Source organism: Neotamlana sedimentorum (genome assembly GCF_000943565.1).
Taxonomy (GTDB): Bacteria; Bacteroidota; Bacteroidia; order Flavobacteriales; family Flavobacteriaceae; genus Neotamlana; species Neotamlana sedimentorum.
Genome location: NZ_JTDW01000005.1, coordinates 361,396 through 382,035, shown reverse-complemented (window position 1 = coordinate 382,035; position 20,640 = coordinate 361,396). Strand labels below are relative to the sequence as shown.

The following is a 20,640-nucleotide window of genomic DNA, read 5'->3' as shown; positions in this document are numbered from 1 at the left end:
AAACGTGAAGGCTTTTTTTAATGAATTTATAATAATAAAACTTTTATTTAAAGTTAAAAAATAGTTTCAAATGGTAGACGAAAAGAATAAACCAAAACAAGGGCAAATAAATATAGAGTTAGATGAAAAAGTAGCAGAAGGCACATATTCTAACTTGGCCATAATTAATCATTCTGTATCCGAATTTGTAGTAGATTTTGTGAATATAATGCCAGGTGTACCTAAGAGCAAGGTTAAATCTAGAATTATATTAACACCACAACATGCTAAACGATTATTAAAAGCATTAAACGACAATGTACAACGTTTCGAGCAAGCACATGGTGAAATAAAAGATTACGAGCAACCTCCAATTCCTTTAAATTTTGGACCAACAGGACAAGCATAAAAAAAAGCCTTTAAAATTAATTTTAAAGGCTTTTTTTATTGAAGTTAAATTTATTCAAACTCCGATGTGAAATGTAATTTTACACTCGGGTATTTTTGCTGAGTCATTTGCAGTGAAAATGGAGAGTCTGATAAAAACACCAACTGTCCTTGCTTATCTTTAGCTAAAAAGCGCTGTTTAACTCTTAAGAACTCTTTATATTCATCAGATTTTGGATCTTCTGGATCCACCCAACAGGCCTTATGAACATTTAAGTTTTCGTAAGTACATTTTGCACCATATTCATGTTCTAATCGATATTGAATTACCTCGTATTGTAAAGCGCCAACGGTACCAATTACTTTTCTACCGTTAAGTTCTAAGGTAAAAAGTTGTGCTACACCTTCATCCATTAATTGATCGATACCTTTAAAAAGCTGTTTCGATTTCATTGGGTCAGCATTGTTTATATATCTAAAATGCTCAGGAGAAAAACTTGGAACGCCTTTATAGTTTAAAATTTCTCCTTCTGTTAAGGTATCACCAATTTTAAAACTCCCTGTATCTTGTAAGCCAACAATATCTCCAGGATACGATATATCTACAATTTCTTTCTTTTCAGCAAAAAACGCATTTGGGCTCGAGAATTTAAGTTTTTTATTATTTCTTACATGAAGGTATGGCGTATTACGTTTAAATTCACCAGAAACAATTTTAACGAAAGCTAAACGGTTACGATGATTTGGGTCCATGTTTGCATGAATTTTAAAAACAAAGCCTGTAAATTTCTTTTCATCTGGTTTTACCAAACGTTCTTCACTTTGTTTAGCTCTTGGTTTTGGTGCTATTTCAACAAAACAATCCAATAATTCGCGAACTCCAAAATTATTTAATGCCGAACCAAAAAATACAGGTTGTTGATTGCCTTCTAAGTAATCCGTTTTATTAAACTCTGGGTATATACCTTCAACTAACTCTATTTCTTCTCTTAAGGTGTTAGCCGATTTTTCTCCAATTAATTCATCCAATTCAGGAGAAGATAAATCAGAAATTTCAATAGTTTCTTCAATATTTTTTCGGCTATCTCCACTAAATAAGTTTACATTTTTCTCCCAAATGTTGTAAATACCTTTAAACTCATAACCCATGCCAATAGGGAAACTTAAAGGAGCCACTTTTAAACCTAGTTTTTGTTCAACTTCATCTAATAAATCAAAAGCATCTTTACCTTCACGGTCAAGTTTATTAATAAATACAATCATAGGAATGTTTCTCATACGGCAAACTTCAACCAACTTTTCAGTTTGTTCCTCAACACCTTTTGCCACATCAATAACTACAATTACACTATCTACGGCTGTTAAAGTTCTAAAGGTATCTTCAGCAAAATCTTTATGTCCAGGTGTATCTAGAATGTTTATTTTTGTACCGTTATACTCAAATGCTAAAACAGAGGTAGCCACCGAGATACCACGTTGGCGCTCAATTTCCATAAAGTCACTGGTAGCGCCTTTTTTAATTTTATTACTTTTTACAGCGCCAGCTTCTTGAATAGCACCACCAAAAAGTAATAGCTTCTCTGTTAATGTTGTTTTACCTGCATCTGGGTGAGAAATAATACCAAAAGTCCTTCTGCGTTGTATTTCTTTTAAAAAACTCATAAAATTTTAAATAAATGGGATGCAAATATACTACTTAATACACCAAATATTGTAGAACTTTAAAGGGCTTTTTAATTTAGTAAATACATTGTTAGTTTAAATTTTACTTGGTATTTTTGTTTACTATGGAAGAAGAAAAAGTAATTCTTGTAAATGAACAAGATGAACAAATAGGATTAATGGGTAAAATGGAGGCTCATGAAAAAGCATTATTACATCGTGCATTTTCAGTTTTTGTTTTTAATGATAAGCATGAACTAATGTTACAGCAGCGTGCTTTTAGCAAATACCATTCTCCGGGTTTATGGACAAATACATGTTGTAGCCACCAGCGTGAAGGTGAAAGCAATATAGAAGCTGGAAAACGTAGATTATTTGAAGAAATGGGATTTGTAACCGAGTTAGAAGAAACAACTTCATTTATTTATAAAGCCCCTTTTGATAATGGATTAACAGAACATGAGTACGACCATATTATGCTAGGGTACTTTAATGATGCCCCAGAAATTAATACAGATGAAGTTGAAGCTTGGAAATGGATGCCTTTAGAAGCCGTAAAAAATGATATTAATTTAAATCCAGATACTTATACCGAGTGGTTTAAAATTATTTTTGAAAAGTTTTATAAACACATAAATATTACAAAGCCATGAAAGCCACAGTAAGCAGAAAAGCCCATTTTAATGCTGCTCACAGACTTTATCGAGCAACTTGGAGCGACGATAAAAATAAAGCTGTTTTTGGTAAGTGTAGTAACCCTAACTTTCATGGACATAATTACGAGTTAATTGTAAGTGTAACAGGAGAGATAGATAAAGAAACAGGTTTTGTTATAGATATGAAGGTTTTAAAAGATTTAATTTATGAAGAAATTGAGCAAACTTTCGATCATAAAAATTTAAATTTAGAGGTTGAAGTCTTTAAAACACTAAACCCAACAGCCGAAAATATTGCTGTTGTTATATACAACATTTTAAAACCAAAACTATCAAAGCATCTAGATTTACAAATAACACTGTACGAAACTCCACGAAATTTCGTTACCTATAGTGGTAAATAAAAAACTTTATAAGTTGTAAAAATAAAAAGAGTTTTATATTTATTTTAAATGTAATTTTGCATTAAATTAAAATTTATATTATGGCAAATGTTAGAGATTTAAAAAAAGACATAAATTATGTTTTAGGGGATATTATTGAAGCTGTTTACGTATGGGAAATGGAAAATACAGATAAGGATACAAAAGAAAGCGAAGCAATAATTGATGAAGCTATTGAAACGTTTGATGTTTTAATAGCAAAAGTAAATGCAAAAGATGTAGAAAGGCCAAAGGCTCATTTTAAGGCAATTAACCTTGAACTGGAAGAAAAAGGGAAGGCGTTAATAGAAAAGATTAATAAATTAAGTTAATTTTTTTAGAAAGTGCTTGCAAATTTAATTTTTGCGATTATATTTGCACCCGCAATTACGCCGATGTAGCTCAGCTGGCTAGAGCAGCTGATTTGTAATCAGCAGGTCGTGGGTTCGAGTCCCTCCATCGGCTCTAAAAAACAAAAACCTTTCAAATGATTTTGAAAGGTTTTTTGCATTTTAAAACGGTTGTGTTTTATTTTTCGGTTTCTTTTATAATTTTAATAAAAGCTTCTAGCTCTTTACCGTATTTAGAGTTTTTAATATCTGGCGTAAGCGTTTGGTTAATGGTATCTAAAAATTTGAGTTGCGCGTTATAAATTTCAGAAAGCGCTAAATATGGAGCAACCTCACTGTCTTTGTGGTTTAAGGCGAAATTAACTGTATATAAATAACGTCTTCTTAATAAGCCATTATCAAGATTAACTAAAGAGTCTAAAGCAATAGAGTCTCCAGCGCGTTGTGCCTCAAATTTTTCTTTAATTAGCTCTAATCGTTTATTGTTAACTTTAGAAATCATTAATAAATATTCTTCATAAATCTCTTGTTGCTTAGAGCCTTTAATTTTGGCATCGAAAACAAAATTTTTAAGACTAGTATTAATTTCTGTAACACCTTTATCTGCAAAAAATTTAATTCGATCTTGTTCTGCACTATGTTTATCTAAATCTAAGAAGAAAATTTCGGGAGATTCTAGGTCACTTTGTAAACTAAAATTGGAGTCGCCGTTTATTACTAAACTATCTACAGTAATTAATAGTGTATCTTCTATTTTTTTAAGATAAACCGTCCCTTTTTTTAGACCTTTTATAGTTCCATTTACTGTTAAATCCTTTTCTGTTTTTCCACAAGAAATTAGTGTTATTAAAGTAACAAGCGTTATTGTTATTTTTTTCATATCTCTATAATTTTAAGGTGAGCAAATATCTTATAATTTAAATTATTAAGCTAGTAGGATATTAAATAAAATAAGTGTGGCTAAAACTTTTTATTAATAATTAGAGATATAATCTTATAAATTAAAGTTTGGCACAAGTATTGTTATACAGATAGTAATTACGTTCCTATTAAAAGTTTATTGAGTGGTTACTTTAAACTTAGAGAAAGTAAATCATATTTTTGGTTAGTTAGTTAGAGAAAGACACCTCGATTTCGAGGTGTTTTTTTATACATTAAATTTAGTTAGAGCGCATCCAAACGACTAACAACTGTGCATTTCGTCGATAAAATACATTTTATCGACGAAAAATGTTAAAAAAATACGCGTTTCATCGATTTTAGTCGCTTTTAGTCGTTTTTATGTTTTTAAGAGTTTTATATTTGAAGTGTACTAAATAACACACTTTTTAGTTCAATGGATTAATTAATTAATATTTGCATTATGTTGTTGATGCGGTTTCCCCAAATCTAACCTACATAAAAAATTAAAGCAAATTGAGAGAAAACCGAGTTTGAGGGAACTCGGTTTTTTTATGCAATAAAATCAAGTATAATAATAGGTTTATTGAGTATGCCTTAATATATTTTCTAAATTAGCATAATTATGAAGAATTTATTACTTGTTTTAATCTGTTTAATTGGTTTATTATCCTTTGGACAGTTACCTAATGGATTTGTTTACGTAAAAGATGTTATACCAGATTTAGATGTTGAATTAAGGTATAACACTACCAACAATTTTTTAGGTAAACACGTTGAAGGGTATTTTGCAAACCAATTAATTTTAACTAAACAAGCAGCAGAAGCTTTAAAATTGGTGCAAGAAGAACTTCAACAACAAAACTTATGTTTAAAAGTTTATGACGGTTACCGACCGCAGCAAGCCGTTAATCATTTTGTTAAATGGGCTAAAGCATTAGATGATACTATAAATAAATCGATTTTTTATCCGAAGGAAAAGAAAAAAAACTTGTTTAAAAACGGTTATATTGCTTCAAAATCGGGACATAGTCGGGGTAGTACTGTCGATTTAACTATAATTGATGCCGATACGGGAAGGCCAATAGATATGGGAAGTCCATTTGATTTTTTTGGACAACAATCGTGGGTTACGTATGGCAAAATAACCAAAAAGCAGCATGATAATAGAATATTGCTTCAGCGTGTTATGCAAAAGCACGGATTTAGAAGTTACTCTAAAGAATGGTGGCATTTTACTTTACGCGGTGAGCCTTTTCCTAAAACCTATTTTAATTTCCCTATAAAGTAAAGTTTAATACCAGCGCTTTTTCTTCTTTTTTGAAGCCGTACTTTTTCGTCCTTTTTTATGTTTACTACCTGTTTTTTTAGATTTATGAACAACAGGTTTAGCTTTAGGGTCTAATGGATATGGATGTTCATCTTCAATAGGAATTTCTAATTGAATAAGTTGTTGAATAGTTTTAATGTAACTCTTTTCATCTGCAGAACATAGTGAATAAGCCGTTCCGGTTTTACCAGCGCGAGCAGTTCTACCAATGCGATGCACATAGGTTTCTGGTACGTTAGGTAAATCGAAATTTATAACGGCATCTAATTCATTTATATCTATTCCACGTGCCGCAACATCTGTAGCAATAAGAATATTAACGTAACCATTTTTAAATTTATTTAAAGCATCTTGTCGTAAATTTTGTGTTTTATCGCCATGAATACTATCAACTTTATAACCGTTTTTAGTTAATGTTTGTTCCAGCTTGTTTACTCCAAATTTGGTTCGTCTAAAAATTATAATACTACCTTTAATAGTGTTTCGTAGTAAGTGTAAACACAATTCCATTTTATTACGTTTAGGTACGTAATATAAAATTTGATTAATATTTTTTGAAGTTGAAGAATTTGTAGCAACTTCAATACGTTCTGGAGTATTTAAAATGGTGTTGGCAAGTTGCTCAACTTTTGCAGGTATGGTTGCAGAAAATAATAAAATTTGCTTTTCTTTTGTACAAAGGCGTTCAATTTTTTTAACATCATCAATAAAGCCCATATCTAACATTAAGTCGGCTTCATCTAAAACTAAAATTTCAACATAGTCTAAATTTAGTAAATCTTGTTTGTGTAAATCTAGTAGGCGACCTGGTGTTGCAATTAAAATATCGACACCTTTATTTAAAATATCCTTTTGAGGTTCTATAGAAGTACCTCCAAAAATTACAGCAGATCTTAAGTTGGTATATTTTCCTAAGGTTTTAAAGTTATCTTGAATTTGAGAGGCCAATTCTCGAGTTGGACTAACAATTAAAGCTTTAACTTTTTTGCCTTTTTTAGGTGCATCTTGATAATCGAAAAACTTTTGAAGAATAGGTAAAGCAAAAGCAGCTGTTTTACCTGTGCCTGTTTGTGCAGAAACAATAACATCTTTATTGTTTAAAACAGAAGGAATTGTTTTTTCTTGAACCAATGTAGGAGCAAGGTAACCCGCTTCATCAATAGCTTTTAAAATAGGTTTGTTTAACTTAAAATTTGAAAATGACATACAAGAATTTTAGGCAAAGATACGGTAAAGAAAGTCAATTTGTTTTTAAATATTTTTTAGGTTATGTAAAAGAATTAAAACAAAAAAGCCATCTAATAAAGATGACTTTTTGATATATATGATATAATTGTAATTAATTATTCGCCTAAAAACGGGTAACGATAATCGGTTGGTGTTACAAATGTTTCTTTAATCATTCTTGGAGACACCCAACGTAATAAGTTTTGTGCGCTACCTGCTTTATCATTTGTTCCAGAAGCTCTAGCACCACCAAATGGCTGTTGACCAACAACGGCTCCGGTAGGTTTATCGTTTATGTAAAAGTTACCTGCACTGTTTTGTAAAGCTTCAGTAGCTTGTGTAATTGCATATCTATCGGTTGATAAAATGGCACCGGTTAAGGCATACTCGCTAGTTTCATCTACTAATTTTAAAGTTTCCGCGTAAGCGTCATCTTCATAAACATAAATAGTAATTACAGGTCCAAAAAGTTCGGTACACATGGTTGTGTATTTTGGGTTTGTTGTTACTATTACCGTAGGTTCTATAAAATACCCTTTGCTTTTATCGTAATTTCCACCAGCTATAATTTCGGCATCGGTATCGTTTTTAGCACCATCAATATATTTTGCTAATTTATCGAAAGAACCTTCGTGAATTACAGCAGTAATAAAGTTGCTCATATCTTCTGGAGACCCCATTTTAAAAGAAGCAATATCTTCTAAAACAAAATTCTTAACATCTGCCCAAATGCTTTTTGGTATGTAAGCTCTAGAAGCTGCACTACATTTTTGCCCTTGAAACTCAAAAGCACCACGTGAAATAGCTGTTGCCACTTGTTTTGCATTAGCCGATTTATGTGCTACAATAAAATCTTTACCACCAGTTTCACCAACAATTCGTGGGTAAGTTTTGTAGTTGTGAATGTTGTTACCAATTTGTTTCCACAACTCTTTGAAAATAAAGGTAGAACCTGTAAAATGTAAACCTGAAAAATCTGGACTTGCAAGTACAGTTTCGGTAATCATTGCTGGATCTCCAAATACCACGTTAATTACACCGGCAGGTACACCAGCTTCTTTAAATACATCCATTATAACTTTAGCTGAATATACTTGGCTATCGCTTGGTTTCCAAACAACAACATTACCCATTAATGCCATACATGCTGGTAAATTTCCTGCAATTGCAGTAAAATTAAATGGTGTAACAGCATAAGTGAAACCTTCTAATGGTCTGTATTCAATACGGTTCCAGGCATCGCTTGTGCTTTCTGGTTGCTCCATGTAAATATCAGTCATAAACTGTACGTTAAAACGTAAAAAGTCTATAAACTCGCAAGCTGCATCAATTTCGGCTTGGTGAATGGTTTTAGACTGAGCAATCATAGTTGCAGCATTAATTTTTGCACGGTAAGGACCGGCAATTAACTCGGCAGCTTTTAAAAATATACCAGCGCGTTGTTCCCAAGGCATTAAACTCCACGTTTTTCTAGCTTCTAAAGCTGTAGAGATGGCGTTTTCAACATGACTTTTTTCTGCTAAATGAAACGTTCCTACAATATGTTTATGGTCATGGGGAGGCGACATTTCTTTAGTGTTACCTGTTTCGATATTTTCACCATTAATATATAGTGGTACATCAATTTTGCTATTAAACATGTCCTTGTATGCAGTAAGTACTTCTGTGCGTTCTGGTGTTCCAGGGGCATAAGATTTTACAGGTTCGTTTACGGCAATAGGTACGTTAAAAAAGCCTTTTCCCATGATTTGTTGTTTTTTGTTATTGAAAATTCATTAATTGAGCCACAAAATTACGAATTTTTAAATGAATAATGATGATTGTATTTCCCCAAAAATGTGTTAATATTTAGTTTATATTTGTAAACTGCTAACCCTGTTTAAAAGTTTATTTGTAACATGTGTACAGTTTCTATATTTCCAAAAGGAAATAATGATTTTATTTTAACTTCCAACCGAGATGAGGCGCCTAGTAGAATATCTTTGCCTCCAAGTTTTTACGATTTTAATGGAAAAAAAATGTTATATCCAAAGGATGAATTATCTGAAGGTACTTGGGTAGGTGTTAGTGAAAACAATCGACTAATTTGTTTGCTTAATGGTGGTTTTAAACTCCATACACGACAACCTATATACAGAAAGAGTAGAGGTATAGTGGTTAAAGAGTTATTGGTTGCTCCGCACATTATAAATATATTTAATGATTACAATTTTTTAGGAATTGAACCATTTACATTGGTAATTGCAGATTGGAATGATGATTTACAATTTTATCAGTTTGTTTGGGATGGTTTAGAAAAATACTTTGAAAAATTACCTTTAGAGCCTAAAATTTGGTCTTCGACAACTTTATATACAGCAGATATGAAAGTTGAAAGATTAGAATGGTTTAAAGAATTTGTAAGTACTAATGAAAATTCAGTAAACAATATTCTTGATTTTCATAAATACGCGGGCAAAGATAATAACGAATACGGTACGGTAATGAATCGTGGTATTGTAAAAACCACAAGTATTACTCAAGTTTGTAAAACAGGAACAATAGTAGAAATGAGATACGAAAACGTTCGTAATAAATTTGTTTCTAAAGAACAGTTTAAATTTCCTGAGCCTATAAATGAATAATACCGGAATTATTATAACCTTAGCTTATCCTGAAACTATTGTTATGGTTGCCGATGAGTGGTATTCTCCTTTTTTAAGATTTATTGGTATTGGTAAAAAAGATTATTTGCGAGCAGGACACGCTGCCTTAGTTTTAATAAATAAGGAAACCGGAATTTTAGAGTATCATGATTTTGGTAGGTATATAACTCCAGAGCCAACAGGGCGGGTTAGAGGTAAAGATACTGATAATGAATTACATTTTCCTATTCAAGCAAAAATTCAAGAAAACCAAATAATTAATTTAGATGAAATTTTAAAATTTCTTGCTACTAAACCAAAATTAACTCATGGCGAAGGTAAACTAGTAGCATCAGTTTGTACGAAAGTTGATTATTTAAAAGCGCGTACACATATTACCAAAATGCAAAATAAACATTTTATTAGGTATGCCGCTTTTATAAAAAATGCTTGTAATTGTGCGCGATTTGTAACTGATAGTTTAATAGCTTCGGTTACAGATGGTAATGTTAAAAAAGCTTTGAAAAAATCATTATGGTTTACGCCAAGTACTGTTGGTAATGTTTTATTAGCAAATACAGAAAGCGAGGTTTATGAAGTTACAGAAACTGGTAAAATTTCAACATTTAAAGGTTCTCAAAAAAGCGTAAACTTACGTTGTTTTTTAGATAGATTAAAAAATCACCAAGTTAATCTAGTGGGCTCTTTAAAACCTAAAATTGTTTCGGGTTTGCATGAAAATGCACAATGGTTATCTGGAATTGCAGCTGGAGCTTGGTTTGAATTACATAGAACCAATAAATTAAATGTTTACCGTTTTAGAAGAATTTCTCCCTACGGCAATATTGATGTTGACGATTTTTATGAAGCTGAAAATTCGAATTTTAATTTTGATTTAGACTACGCGTTTGTACATTATTCCAATTGTGAATTTTTTAATATAAAACAAAACGGAACAGTGTTTAAGTTTAACAGAATGACTGTAATTTAAGGGTTGCGTTAGGGATTGAAGTGGCATCCTTTTTTTGAGGTATGAGAAAAAAGATATAACGTAAAGCTCGCCCGAACGCCAAAATTAATTTACTGCAAACGGAGCGCTTAATTTAAATGTTGGTATGGTAACATCAAACTTTTTAGTGGTTGTAAAGTTTACCATGCTATAAAAGCCTTGCATAGCTCCAAATGGAGACGATAATAAACAACCGGAAGAATAGGTGTGTGATTCGCCAGGTTTAATAACAGGTTTTTTACCAATTACACCTTCTCCAGCAACTATTTCTACATTATTTAAGGCATCTAAAATTTCCCAGTGACGTGCATTTAATTGCACAGAATCTTTGCTTTGATTTTCTATGGTTACTGTATATCCAAAGGCGTACTGTATTTTATAATTTTTATAAAATGAGCCTTCAAAATTGGTTTCTACCGATATTTTTATACCTTTTGTTACTTGTTGAACCATACTAATTGCTGATAAACAATGTGTTTAGTAGCAAAAATAAGAAATAATTTTTTGCTTCGTGCTAATTTTTGATCGATAACTTTAAAAATTAGTTAAACGGTACATTAATTCGAGATATTTACCGATGTTCCTTCTCCAAACCCTATTATTTTGTCGTAGCGGGCGCCTAAATCGCGATAATAAACTAAAACTTTATAATTGTTTTCGGTTTGATAAAAGTTACCACCTATTTCTCCTTCGTTTATGGTGCCGTTGTTTAACGTAATATATTTATAGTTGTAAAACCCTTGCTTTAATAATAGGGATTTAAAATAGGTGTTTTGTTGTGCGTCGAATTGCATTTTTGTTTCGGCATCGAGCGAAAAGTTATTAAAGTTACCATATACATAAATGTCTTTGCCCAACAAGTTGTCGGTAGCTTTTAACGAAAAATGAACCCATACATAATCGGCTTCGATGGTTGAATCCTCGGCATCTATATTTAATACGGCGTAGTTACCGTTTATGTCTGGGAAATAGGTGTAAGGGGAGTTATTTCGAGGTAAATTGGTGTATAAATAACTGTGATATAAATCTTTTAAATCGATGTATTGTACGCCTGTGTTTGCGGCTCTAATATCTTTGTTTTCGAAGTAAAAATATTCGTTTCCAGCCCAAAAGCTAGTTTCTTTGTCGTAACGGTAAATAAGTTGTGAGCCTACTGTATATTGGGGTTTAATATTATTTATTGCGGTTTTTAAATTGTTGTTTTTTATAATGACTGTTTTTACCGTTTGTGAAGGGTTATTTAAGGTGCTGCTGCCTGTGTTTACCAAAATTTCAACGCGTTGTTTTTGTTCTACAAATTGTAAATCTCTTGCCCTTTTTAGCGTAACACCAACATTTACTTGGTTTTCGTAAAGCATGAATTTTCGCGAAAAAACTAATTCGTCGTCGTTATTAAAAACCGAAATAATATAGTTGCCCGAAACTTTTAAGCTTTTAGTAAAGCGGTTAGGAATTGTTAATTTATAATGCGAATAGATTTGGTAGGTGTTATATGAGTTTTCGTAGTTGCGAATACGTTGGTTATCGAACCCCTCTAAAAACTCCGGTTTCATTAATTGAGAAGGTGTCCAATCGTAATTATAATGATCGATTTTATAATAATAGTCGTCTTCGTTACCATTTAAGGCATCAAATGATAATTGAATAGCTTCACCCAATTTTAAAATAGGAAGTTGTGATAAATCGGTGTTGCTTTTAAAAATTATGGTTTTAATATAATCAGGTGGATTAATTTCTTCTATTTGTGCAAAAACAAACGAAGAAATAAAGCAAAATACTAAAACAAAGCGGTTTAAAATAGTCATTAAATCTATTAAAATTTTAGTAAATATAAACAAAATCTATGCCTAATTAAAAAGTATTATTTAGAATTAGTATAAATAGATTATTAGCGCTATTATAAATAGAATTTATATGAATTACTTCGTATTTTTGCCCCGATTTTTATTAAAATAAATTCAACAAAAAAATAATATGTCAAACGACATTCGTATTAAAAAGGGTCTGGACATTAAACTTAATGGTGAAGCTGAAAAAACTGTAGAACAAGCAGTTGTAAGTAACTACTGCACCATAAGACCAGAAGATTTCCACGGTGTTATTCCAAAACTTGTTGCAAAAGAAGGAACCTCTGTTAACGCAGGTGGTGTTTTGTTTTACAATAAAGCCAACGAAGCGGTAAAGTTTTTATCGCCAGTTTCGGGTAAAGTTATTGAGGTTGTACGTGGACCAAAAAGACGCATTGATGCTATTAAAATTGAAGCAAGCAAACCACAAACTTTTGAAGATTATGGTAAGTTTGATATTGATGGCGCAACAGCGGAAATTGTTAAATCGCATTTGCTACAAGCAGGTTGCTGGCCGTTTATTAAACAACGACCGTACGATGTAATTGCAAACCCAGAAAAGGCACCAAAAGCCATTTTTATTTCGGGTTATGCTTCTGCTCCGCTTGCTGCCGATTTGGATTTTACCTTGCAGGGTAAAGAAGCCGAATTACAAGCAGCAGTTACAGCCTTAGCAAAACTTACTGAAGGTAAAGTGCATGTGTCGGTTGGTAAATCGTCATCATCGCCACTTGCAAGTTTATCTGGTGTAACATTGCATAAAGTATCTGGACCACACCCATCGGGGAATGTAGGTACGCTAATTAATAAAATAGATCCTGTAAATAAAGGTGAAGTTGTGTGGACGGTAAATCCGCAGGACTTAGTTATTATTGGAGAGTTATTATTAACTGGTAAGTTTAATGCAGAGCGTATAGTTGCTTTGGTGGGTTCTTCAGTTCAGAAGCCAAGATACTTTAAAACTATTATTGGTAGTGAAGTTTCTACAGTGATTTATGATAAAGGTGTAGAGCAATCTGGAAACGATCGTATTATTTCAGGCAATGTGCTTTCTGGTAAAGAAATTAAAGCCGATGGTGCTTTAGATTATTACAGTAATACAATTTCTGTAATTCCTGAAGGCGATGATTACGATTTTTTCGGTTGGAACAAACCAATATTTAATAAAGTATCTACTTCAAGAGCTTTAACTTTTTCTTGGTTAAGCCCTAATAAAAAGTACGATTTAAATACAAATACAAATGGTGAACATCGCGCATTTGTTGTAACTGGTAACTACGAGGAAGTTTTCCCTTTAGATATTTTTCCGATGCAAATTCTAAAAGCTTGTATGTATAAAGACTTAGATGAAATGGAAGCGTTAGGCATGTATGAAGTAGCTCCAGAAGATTTTGCACTTACCGAGTTTGTTTGTGTGTCTAAACAACCGCATCAAAAAATTATTAGAGAAGGTTTAGACTTAATGATTAAAGAGATAGGATAATGAGTTTAAAAAGTAATTTACATAACTTAAAAGAAAAGTATAAAGGAACCAAAATGGCTCCTGCTTTTAACGCATTACATACGTTCTTATACTTGCCTAACGAAACTACTCATGGTGGTACGCATATTAAGGCAGCAGACGATTTAAAGCGAACTATGAACACCGTTATTATGGCATTAGTACCATGTTTAATTTTTGGTATGTTTAATGCGGGTTATCAGCACTTTGCTGCAGTAGGAACTCCTGTAGAGTTCTTATCATGGGATGCCTTTTACATTGGTTTAATTAAAGTTTTGCCTTTAGTAATTGTATCTTATGGTGTTGGTTTAGCTATAGAATTTTTATTCGCGGTAATTAAAGGACACGAAGTAGAAGAGGGTTACTTAGTAACTGGAATGCTTGTACCATTAATTGTACCTGTAGATTTACCACTTTGGATGCTTGCTGTTGCAGTTGCCTTTGGTGTTGTAATAGGTAAAGAAGTGTTTGGTGGTACAGGAATGAATATATTAAACCCAGCATTAACTATTCGTGCTTTTTTATTCTTCGCATATCCAACATGGATGTCTGGAGATAAAGTATGGGTTCACGGTGCTGTAGAGCGTGCTCAAGAGGTTGCAAATGGTGCGAATGTAGATGTTATTTCAGGTGAAACTATTTTAGGTAGTTTGGCACAAAGCAATGGAGCAGGTTATTCTGTAGCTGATATGTTCTTTGGATTTATACCCGGTTCGGTTGGAGAAACATCAACGTTATTAATATTATTGGGAGGATTATTTTTAATCTTTACTAAAATAGGAAGCTGGAGAATTATGTTATCATCTGTTGTTGGAGCCTTAGTAATGGGGTTAATATTCAATGGTGTAGTAAGTTCTGGTTGGATAACAGAAAGTAGCAAGTTTTATGGATTAATGAGTGAAACCTTTTGGCATCATTTATTAATTGGTGGTTTTGCTTTTGGTACTGTTTTTATGGCTACAGATCCAGTAACAGCATCTCAAACAAATAAAGGAAAATGGATTTACGGATTTTTGGTAGGTTTCATTTCAATTTTAATTCGTGTGTTCAACCCAGCGTATCCAGAAGGTGTCATGTTAGCCATTCTATTAATGAATGTCTTTGCACCAACCATAGACCATTATGTGGTACAAGGGAACGTTAAGAAAAGAATGAAACGTTTAAAAGTTAAAACAGCTTAAAAAGATGAGTAATAAAACAGATAGTAACGTATATACCATAATATTTGCCATTGCCATGGTAATTATTGTAGGAGCTTTATTAGCATTTACTGCTTCATCTTTAGCTCCAAAAATTTCAGAAAACCAACGTATAGAAAAACAACAAAACATTCTATATGCCATGGGAGTAAATAATAATGATGAAGGTAGTGCTGTGTTTGTTGATGCAGGTGAAGCTCAAGAGTTATTTTCAAAATATATTACTAAGCAATTGGTAATGCAAAATGGAAATGTAACAGAAGATGCTGAAGCTTACCTTATCGATATTAAAAAGCAAAAAACTATAGGAACAAATAATCCAGAAGAAAGAAAGCTACCTATATTTTTAGGCGATAAAGATGGTAAAACATACTATGTTATTCCAATTTATGGTAAAGGTTTATGGGATGCCATTTGGGGATATGTTTCTTTAGATAAAAATATGGTTATTCAAGGTGCTTATTTCGATCACAAGGGAGAAACACCTGGTTTAGGAGCAAATATTAAAGAGCGCTTTTTTATGGATGACTTTATTGGAGAACATTTATTAGATAGCAACGGAAACTTTAAAGGTGTAGATGTTGCAAAAGGTAATGCCGATCCAAAAAATGAAAACAAAACCGATAACGAGGTTGATGCAATTGCAGGAGCTACTATTACTGGTAATGGAGTTACTGCAATGATAAAAAGCGATTTAAAGCTTTACAAACCTTATTTCGATAATCTTAAAAATAACTAAAACGTATGGGACTTTTATCAAAAAAAGATGCCAAGTTAATCACCGATCCGTTAGCAGATAATAACCCAATTACTATTCAAGTATTAGGTATTTGTTCGGCTTTAGCAATTACTGCTCAGTTAAAAGCATCAATTGTAATGGCTGTGTCTGTAATGGCTGTATTAGGTATAGGTAACGTGGTAATCTCGTTAATGCGAAACATTATTCCTTCAAAAATTAGAATTATTGTTCAGCTAGTTGTAGTTGCCGCTTTGGTAATTATTGTAGATCAAGTTTTAAAAGCCTTCTCGTACGAGTTAAGTAAAACCCTATCGGTATTTGTAGGTTTAATTATTACCAACTGTATCATTATGGGACGTTTTGAAGCGTTTGCTTTAGGTAATGGACCATGGCGTTCGTTTTTAGATGGTATTGGTAATGCTTTAGGTTACGGTGTAATTCTGGTTATAGTAGGTTTCTTTAGAGAATTATTAGGTTCTGGTACATTGTTAGGATTTAAAGTTTTAGGAGATCCAATTGAGAAAACAGGATTATATGCTATTGGTTACGAAAACAATGGTTTCATGTTATTATCGCCAATGGCGCTAATTGTTGTTGGAATTATTATTTGGGTACAACGTAGTAGAAATAAAGATTTAATCGAAGACTAATTGACTTGTTATTCTGAACTTGTTTTCAGAATCTCATCAAAATAAAGAATATGGAACATATAGAATTATTTTTCAAATCAATATTTATAGATAACATGGTATTTGCCACGTTCCTTGGGATGTGTTCTTACCTTGCGGTATCTAAAAAAGTAAGTACAGCCGTAGGTTTAGGTGCTGCAGTAGTTTTCGTATTAGCAGTAACAGTGCCTGTAAACTGGTTGTTAGACCAGTATATTTTACAACCTGGTGCTTTAAAATGGCTAGGGGCAGAATATGCAGAGTACGATTTAAGTTTCCTTTCGTTTATCATGTTTATTGCAACTATTGCAACTATGGTACAATTAGTGGAAATTGTGGTGGAAAAGTTTTCACCATCTTTATACAACTCTTTAGGGATATTTTTACCACTTATTGCTGTAAACTGTGCGATTTTAGGAGGTTCGTTATTTATGCAATCTCGCGAAATTCAAACTATAGGCTTAGCGTTTAATTATGGTATTTCTTCAGGAATAGGATGGTTTTTAGCCATTTTAGCTATCGCAGCAATACGTGAAAAAATACGTTACTCTAACGTACCAGCTCCATTAAGAGGTTTAGGTATTACTTTTATTATTACTGGTTTAATGGCCATTGGTTTTATGAGTTTTGGAGGAATGCTTACAGGAGGTGATGAAGAAGCTCCAGCAGAAGAAAAAGCTGCCAAAATTGAGAAAAAAGAAGATTCAAAAAAAGACATTGAAGTCGCTAACAACATAAAAGTTATAAAGTAATATGATTTTAGCAGCAGGAACATTAGGAACCGTTATTGCAACAGTAAGTGCTTTTTTAGTAATTACATTGTTGTTAGTGGCGTTATTATTATTTGTAAAACAAAAATTATCGCCATCTGGTCCAGTAAAAATTACTATCAATGGTGAAAAAGAAATTGAAGTCGCTTCAGGTGGTAGTTTATTATCAACTTTAGGTAATCAAAAAATATTCTTACCATCGGCTTGTGGTGGTGGTGGTACTTGTATACAATGTGAGTGTCATGTTTTAGAAGGTGGAGGAGAGGCTTTACCAACCGAAACACCTCACTTTACAAGAAAAGAATTACAACATGGTGCACGTTTAGCTTGTCAAGTAAAAGTTAAACAAGACATGAACATTACAATTCCAGAAGAAGTTTTTGGAATTAAGAAATGGGAAGCAGAAGTTGTACGTAACTACAATGTGGCATCGTTTATTAAAGAATTTGTTGTGCGTATTCCAGAGGATATGAATTACAAAGCAGGTGGATATATTCAAATTGAAATACCTAAATGCGAAATTAAATATGCTGATATAGATATTACAGCACACCCAGAAGAGCATGAAACACCAGATAAGTTTCAAGCAGAATGGGATAAGTTTGGATTATGGCCTTTAGTAATGAAAAATGACGATATCGTGGAGCGTGCATATTCTATGGCTTCTTATCCTGCAGAAGGGCGTGATATTATGCTTAATGTACGTATTGCTACGCCACCATGGGATAGAAATAAAAACGGTTGGATGGATGTAAATCCAGGTGTGGCATCATCTTATATTTTCTCAAGAAAGCAAGGTGATAAAGTAACTATTTCTGGTCCTTATGGAGAGTTCTTTATTAACGAAAGTGATTCAGAAATGCTTTACGTTGGTGGTGGTGCTGGTATGGCGCCAATGCGCTCGCATTTATATCATTTATTTAAAACATTAGAAACAGGAAGAACGGTTACTTATTGGTATGGTGGACGATCTAAACGAGAATTATTCTATTTAGAGCATTTCTATGAGTTAGAGCGTAAGTTCCCTAATTTTAAGTTCTTCTTAGCATTATCTGAGCCTTTACCAGAAGATAACTGGAAAGTGAAAAAAGATATTCATGACACTGAAGGTGATGGTTTTGTTGGGTTTATTCACAACTGTGTAATCGATAATTATTTAAGTATCCATGAGTCGCCAGAAGATATTGAATTATATTTTTGTGGGCCACCATTAATGAACAAAGCGGTTCAAAAAATGGGTGAAGATTTTGGTATTCCAGATGAACATATCCGATTTGATGACTTTGGTGGTTAAACACCGAATAGTGAAATTAAAAAAAAACCAACTCAAAAGAGTTGGTTTTTTTGTTTTTAGAAATAAAGAATTAATAAAAATTTATTTTATTAATTCTTTAGAAATTTTTCCAAGTAAGTCTATAGTTACTGGTTTTATTATAAACTTAGAAACTGATTGATAGTTTTTTAATCTATTTTTATCTTTAGGATCTATTGAGGAACTTACAATATAAATAGTAATTTTTTTGTGAGATTCAATTTTTATAAATTCATCCAAGAATTGCCAGCCATCCATAATAGGCATGTTTAAATCTAATAAAATAACAGAGGGCATATTTTTGCCAGATTCTAAAATAGGGGTTAAATTATTAATAGCTTCTTCTCCATTATTAAAAATCATGAAAGATTCACAAAAGTTTGCAATCTTCATGAGTTTTTTTAATCCATAAACAAAAATGGGATCATCATCAATTATACATGCAATATCAATTTTCTTCATATTTTTTTAACTCAATAGTAAATGTTGTACCAATGTTAACTTCACTTTCTACGTCAACTTTTCCTCCAATAGCTTCAATTTGATTTTTTGTTATAAATAAGCCAATTCCTCTAGAATCTTCATGCTTATGAAAGGTTTTATACATGCCGAATAGTTTTTCACCGTGTTTTTTCAAATCGATTCCCATACCATAATCACGTATTTTTAAAATTACCAAATGATCGGTGATTTCAGCATTAATATCAATTTTAGGTACTTCGTTTGGCTTTTTGTATTTTATTGCATTTGTTAAAAAGTTTAAAATAATACTATCTAAATAGGCTGGTATTGCCATAACTTTCAGGTTATCATTTAAATTAATTGACAACTCTGCTTTTGACGCTATTATTTGAGCGGCAATGCTATTGGTAATATTGTTAAACGTATTTGTTAAACTAATAGGTTCAAGTTGAATATCTTTTTTTGTATTTATTGAAGCTACTTCATTTAAGTTGTCAACAGTCTCTCCTAAATGGTCCACTGCTTGTTTTATTAAAGGGTATATTTCGTTATCGGTAGATTCAGGAATTTCAATTTTTGCTAAATCTAATAACATATTTAGATTAGAAAAATGAGATCGTAAATTATGCGAAACGATATGTGCAAAATTTAGAAGTCTTTTATTTTGATTTTCGGTAGTATCTAATAAGTTAACTATTTTTTTTGTGCTTGTTTTAATTTGAGATATATCGTTAATTTGAGTTATAAAGTGTAATGGAGTACCGTTATTATCTCGAATTACAGTAGACGAAATATATGCCCAAACGGTTTTACCGTTTTTTGCAAAATACCTTTTCTCTGCTTGAAAATAGTTGATTTTACCATCAATCATATCCATGATAGCTTGCCGACCTTTATTTTTATCGTCTGGGTGGGTAATATCTAGAAAAGTGAGTTCTAATAACTCTTTTTTAGTATAACCAAAAGTATTACAAAAACTTTTATTGGCATCTAAAAATTTACCTTTTAAGTTTAAGGTAACCATACCAACAGCACTTAAATCGAATGTTTTGGTTAGCAATTGTTCTCTGCGACCTAGCTCTAAGGTTATTTTTGTTTTTTCATCTATATCTTGGAACAAACCAATAACTTTAACACATTGGTTATTTTCAATAATTGGTCTACCTATGGAGCGTATCCATTTGTTATTACCTTTAGCTGTTATTATCTCTAATTCCACATCAAAGCTTTCATGTTTTTCAACACAATTGTTAAATAAGGTTTCTATTGTGGATCTACTGTAGCCTTCCTTGTAATAATTAATAGCTGTTTCAAAAACAGGTTTATAGCTTAAAGGTTCTTCATGTATATTCTTTGTTTCATCACTCCATATTAGGGTGTCATTAACAATATCGCATTCCCATGTACCTATGGATGCATATTTTTGTATGAAATTTAAGAAAAAGTCCTTTTCTGATGTAGAAGTTGCTTTTTGCGAACGTTGCATTTTTTTGGAGGGCTTAGGGGATTTAAACTGCAATATAGTAAATATAAATTACAAAACAAGATAAAGTGCTTAAAAATCAGGTAAAATGCATTTTTTATAAGAAATTAACT

21 protein-coding genes and 1 tRNA gene are annotated in these 20,640 nt (G+C 32.1%); 14 read left to right on the top strand and 8 right to left on the bottom strand.

The genetic code is table 11. The features are described from left to right. The first annotated feature begins 70 nt into the window (after positions 1-70). Positions 71-388, top strand: a complete 318-nt coding sequence (locus PW52_RS08970) for a DUF3467 domain-containing protein (protein ID WP_044632582.1) — start codon at positions 71-73, stop codon at positions 386-388. A 50-nt stretch (positions 389-438) separates the two neighbouring features. Here PW52_RS08970 and PW52_RS08965 read toward each other — a convergent pair whose 3' ends face one another. Beyond that, positions 439-2,028 carry a peptide chain release factor 3 gene (locus PW52_RS08965; protein ID WP_044632581.1) on the bottom strand — a complete coding sequence of 530 codons (1,590 nt, stop codon included), beginning with the start codon at positions 2,026-2,028 and terminating at the stop codon, positions 439-441. Positions 2,029-2,153: 125 nt separating this feature from the next. Between PW52_RS08965 and idi the strand changes: the two genes are divergently transcribed. The 4 genes from idi (at position 2,154) to PW52_RS08945 (ending at position 3,571) form a co-directional block, all read left to right on the top strand. Next, positions 2,154-2,681 carry an isopentenyl-diphosphate Delta-isomerase gene (gene idi / locus PW52_RS08960; protein ID WP_044632580.1) on the top strand — a complete coding sequence of 176 codons (528 nt, stop codon included), beginning with the start codon at positions 2,154-2,156 and terminating at the stop codon, positions 2,679-2,681. Beyond that, the gene (locus PW52_RS08955) at positions 2,678-3,088 is read left to right on the top strand and encodes a 6-pyruvoyl trahydropterin synthase family protein (protein ID WP_044632579.1); all 411 of its coding nucleotides are present in this window, start codon (positions 2,678-2,680) and stop codon (positions 3,086-3,088) included. The genes idi and PW52_RS08955 overlap by 4 nt, the downstream gene beginning before the upstream one ends. 80 nt (positions 3,089-3,168) lie before the next feature. Beyond that, positions 3,169-3,438, top strand: a complete 270-nt coding sequence (locus PW52_RS08950; protein WP_044632578.1) for a hypothetical protein — start codon at positions 3,169-3,171, stop codon at positions 3,436-3,438. 59 nt (positions 3,439-3,497) lie between these two features. Beyond that, positions 3,498-3,571: transfer RNA gene (locus tag PW52_RS08945), tRNA-Thr, on the top strand. 63 nt (positions 3,572-3,634) lie between these two features. On the opposite strand, the gene PW52_RS08940 is transcribed toward PW52_RS08945, so the two are convergent. Further along, positions 3,635-4,336, bottom strand: a complete 702-nt coding sequence (locus PW52_RS08940; RefSeq protein ID WP_044632577.1) for a DUF4369 domain-containing protein — start codon at positions 4,334-4,336, stop codon at positions 3,635-3,637. A gap of 645 nt (positions 4,337-4,981) precedes the next feature. On the opposite strand from PW52_RS08940, the gene PW52_RS08935 reads away from it, so the two are divergent. After that, the gene (locus PW52_RS08935; protein WP_044632576.1) at positions 4,982-5,647 is read left to right on the top strand and encodes a M15 family metallopeptidase; all 666 of its coding nucleotides are present in this window, start codon (positions 4,982-4,984) and stop codon (positions 5,645-5,647) included. 3 nt (positions 5,648-5,650) lie between these two features. Here the strand turns inward: PW52_RS08935 and PW52_RS08930 are convergent, their stop codons facing one another. Together PW52_RS08930 and pruA are read right to left on the bottom strand one after the other, a co-directional pair. Further along, positions 5,651-6,892 (bottom strand): DEAD/DEAH box helicase, encoded by a 1,242-nt coding sequence (locus PW52_RS08930; protein ID WP_044632575.1) that lies wholly within the window; start codon positions 6,890-6,892, stop codon positions 5,651-5,653. 137 nt (positions 6,893-7,029) lie between these two features. Further along, positions 7,030-8,658, bottom strand: coding sequence for an L-glutamate gamma-semialdehyde dehydrogenase (gene pruA, locus PW52_RS08925; RefSeq protein ID WP_044632574.1), 1,629 nt, complete (start codon positions 8,656-8,658; stop codon positions 7,030-7,032). A gap of 153 nt (positions 8,659-8,811) precedes the next feature. Between pruA and PW52_RS08920 the strand changes: the two genes are divergently transcribed. Next, entirely contained in the window at positions 8,812-9,537 is a 726-nt protein-coding gene (locus PW52_RS08920; RefSeq protein WP_044632573.1) for an NRDE family protein, read from the top strand. Further along, positions 9,530-10,528 (top strand): DUF6695 family protein, encoded by a 999-nt coding sequence (locus PW52_RS08915; RefSeq protein ID WP_044632572.1) that lies wholly within the window; start codon positions 9,530-9,532, stop codon positions 10,526-10,528. Before PW52_RS08920 ends, PW52_RS08915 begins: the two co-directional genes overlap by 8 nt. A gap of 84 nt (positions 10,529-10,612) precedes the next feature. Here PW52_RS08915 and apaG read toward each other — a convergent pair whose 3' ends face one another. Both apaG and PW52_RS08905 read right to left on the bottom strand, forming a co-directional pair. Continuing rightward, on the bottom strand, positions 10,613-10,999 hold the full coding sequence (apaG, locus tag PW52_RS08910) for a Co2+/Mg2+ efflux protein ApaG (protein WP_044632571.1): 387 nt from the start codon (positions 10,997-10,999) through the stop codon (positions 10,613-10,615). A 104-nt stretch (positions 11,000-11,103) separates the two neighbouring features. Beyond that, complete coding sequence (locus PW52_RS08905; RefSeq protein WP_044632570.1) at positions 11,104-12,351, bottom strand: type IX secretion system plug protein; 1,248 nt, start codon at positions 12,349-12,351, stop codon at positions 11,104-11,106. Between the two features lie 169 nt (positions 12,352-12,520). Here PW52_RS08905 and PW52_RS08900 point away from each other — a divergent pair, with 169 nt between their 5' ends. From PW52_RS08900 to nqrF, 6 genes are read left to right on the top strand one after another with little or no spacing between them, the layout of a single operon-like run. Then, positions 12,521-13,876 carry a Na(+)-translocating NADH-quinone reductase subunit A gene (locus PW52_RS08900; protein ID WP_044632569.1) on the top strand — a complete coding sequence of 452 codons (1,356 nt, stop codon included), beginning with the start codon at positions 12,521-12,523 and terminating at the stop codon, positions 13,874-13,876. After that, positions 13,876-15,075: an NADH:ubiquinone reductase (Na(+)-transporting) subunit B gene (locus tag PW52_RS08895; RefSeq protein WP_044632568.1), complete on the top strand. Its 1,200-nt coding sequence runs from the start codon at positions 13,876-13,878 to the stop codon at positions 15,073-15,075. Before PW52_RS08900 ends, PW52_RS08895 begins: the two co-directional genes overlap by 1 nt. 4 nt (positions 15,076-15,079) lie before the next feature. Continuing rightward, complete coding sequence (locus tag PW52_RS08890; RefSeq protein ID WP_044632567.1) at positions 15,080-15,832, top strand: Na(+)-translocating NADH-quinone reductase subunit C; 753 nt, start codon at positions 15,080-15,082, stop codon at positions 15,830-15,832. Positions 15,833-15,837: 5 nt separating this feature from the next. After that, a complete protein-coding gene (locus PW52_RS08885; protein ID WP_044625883.1) occupies positions 15,838-16,482 on the top strand; it encodes an NADH:ubiquinone reductase (Na(+)-transporting) subunit D in 645 nt (214 codons plus the stop codon). A gap of 50 nt (positions 16,483-16,532) precedes the next feature. After that, positions 16,533-17,252 carry an NADH:ubiquinone reductase (Na(+)-transporting) subunit E gene (gene nqrE / locus PW52_RS08880; RefSeq protein WP_044632566.1) on the top strand — a complete coding sequence of 240 codons (720 nt, stop codon included), beginning with the start codon at positions 16,533-16,535 and terminating at the stop codon, positions 17,250-17,252. Position 17,253: 1 nt separating this feature from the next. Continuing rightward, positions 17,254-18,564 (top strand): NADH:ubiquinone reductase (Na(+)-transporting) subunit F, encoded by a 1,311-nt coding sequence (gene nqrF / locus PW52_RS08875; RefSeq protein ID WP_044632565.1) that lies wholly within the window; start codon positions 17,254-17,256, stop codon positions 18,562-18,564. An 81-nt stretch (positions 18,565-18,645) separates the two neighbouring features. On the opposite strand, the gene PW52_RS08870 is transcribed toward nqrF, so the two are convergent. Then, complete coding sequence (locus tag PW52_RS08870) at positions 18,646-19,044, bottom strand: response regulator (protein ID WP_044632564.1); 399 nt, start codon at positions 19,042-19,044, stop codon at positions 18,646-18,648. Next, positions 19,031-20,530 carry a PAS domain-containing sensor histidine kinase gene (locus PW52_RS08865; protein ID WP_052823441.1) on the bottom strand — a complete coding sequence of 500 codons (1,500 nt, stop codon included), beginning with the start codon at positions 20,528-20,530 and terminating at the stop codon, positions 19,031-19,033. Before PW52_RS08865 ends, PW52_RS08870 begins: the two co-directional genes overlap by 14 nt. Between the last annotated feature and the right edge of the window lie 110 nt (positions 20,531-20,640).

Coding starts and splice junctions, on each gene's coding strand:
- PW52_RS08970 (WP_044632582.1), top strand. CDS start 71: ATGGTAGACGAAAAGAATAAACCAAAACAAGGGCAAATAAATATAGAG.
- PW52_RS08965 (WP_044632581.1), bottom strand. CDS start 2,028: ATGAGTTTTTTAAAAGAAATACAACGCAGAAGGACTTTTGGTATTATT.
- idi (WP_044632580.1), top strand. CDS start 2,154: ATGGAAGAAGAAAAAGTAATTCTTGTAAATGAACAAGATGAACAAATA.
- PW52_RS08955 (WP_044632579.1), top strand. CDS start 2,678: ATGAAAGCCACAGTAAGCAGAAAAGCCCATTTTAATGCTGCTCACAGA.
- PW52_RS08950 (WP_044632578.1), top strand. CDS start 3,169: ATGGCAAATGTTAGAGATTTAAAAAAAGACATAAATTATGTTTTAGGG.
- PW52_RS08940 (WP_044632577.1), bottom strand. CDS start 4,336: ATGAAAAAAATAACAATAACGCTTGTTACTTTAATAACACTAATTTCT.
- PW52_RS08935 (WP_044632576.1), top strand. CDS start 4,982: ATGAAGAATTTATTACTTGTTTTAATCTGTTTAATTGGTTTATTATCC.
- PW52_RS08930 (WP_044632575.1), bottom strand. CDS start 6,892: ATGTCATTTTCAAATTTTAAGTTAAACAAACCTATTTTAAAAGCTATT.
- pruA (WP_044632574.1), bottom strand. CDS start 8,658: ATGGGAAAAGGCTTTTTTAACGTACCTATTGCCGTAAACGAACCTGTA.
- PW52_RS08920 (WP_044632573.1), top strand. CDS start 8,812: ATGTGTACAGTTTCTATATTTCCAAAAGGAAATAATGATTTTATTTTA.
- PW52_RS08915 (WP_044632572.1), top strand. CDS start 9,530: ATGAATAATACCGGAATTATTATAACCTTAGCTTATCCTGAAACTATT.
- apaG (WP_044632571.1), bottom strand. CDS start 10,999: ATGGTTCAACAAGTAACAAAAGGTATAAAAATATCGGTAGAAACCAAT.
- PW52_RS08905 (WP_044632570.1), bottom strand. CDS start 12,351: ATGACTATTTTAAACCGCTTTGTTTTAGTATTTTGCTTTATTTCTTCG.
- PW52_RS08900 (WP_044632569.1), top strand. CDS start 12,521: ATGTCAAACGACATTCGTATTAAAAAGGGTCTGGACATTAAACTTAAT.
- PW52_RS08895 (WP_044632568.1), top strand. CDS start 13,876: ATGAGTTTAAAAAGTAATTTACATAACTTAAAAGAAAAGTATAAAGGA.
- PW52_RS08890 (WP_044632567.1), top strand. CDS start 15,080: ATGAGTAATAAAACAGATAGTAACGTATATACCATAATATTTGCCATT.
- PW52_RS08885 (WP_044625883.1), top strand. CDS start 15,838: ATGGGACTTTTATCAAAAAAAGATGCCAAGTTAATCACCGATCCGTTA.
- nqrE (WP_044632566.1), top strand. CDS start 16,533: ATGGAACATATAGAATTATTTTTCAAATCAATATTTATAGATAACATG.
- nqrF (WP_044632565.1), top strand. CDS start 17,254: ATGATTTTAGCAGCAGGAACATTAGGAACCGTTATTGCAACAGTAAGT.
- PW52_RS08870 (WP_044632564.1), bottom strand. CDS start 19,044: ATGAAGAAAATTGATATTGCATGTATAATTGATGATGATCCCATTTTT.
- PW52_RS08865 (WP_052823441.1), bottom strand. CDS start 20,530: ATGCAACGTTCGCAAAAAGCAACTTCTACATCAGAAAAGGACTTTTTC.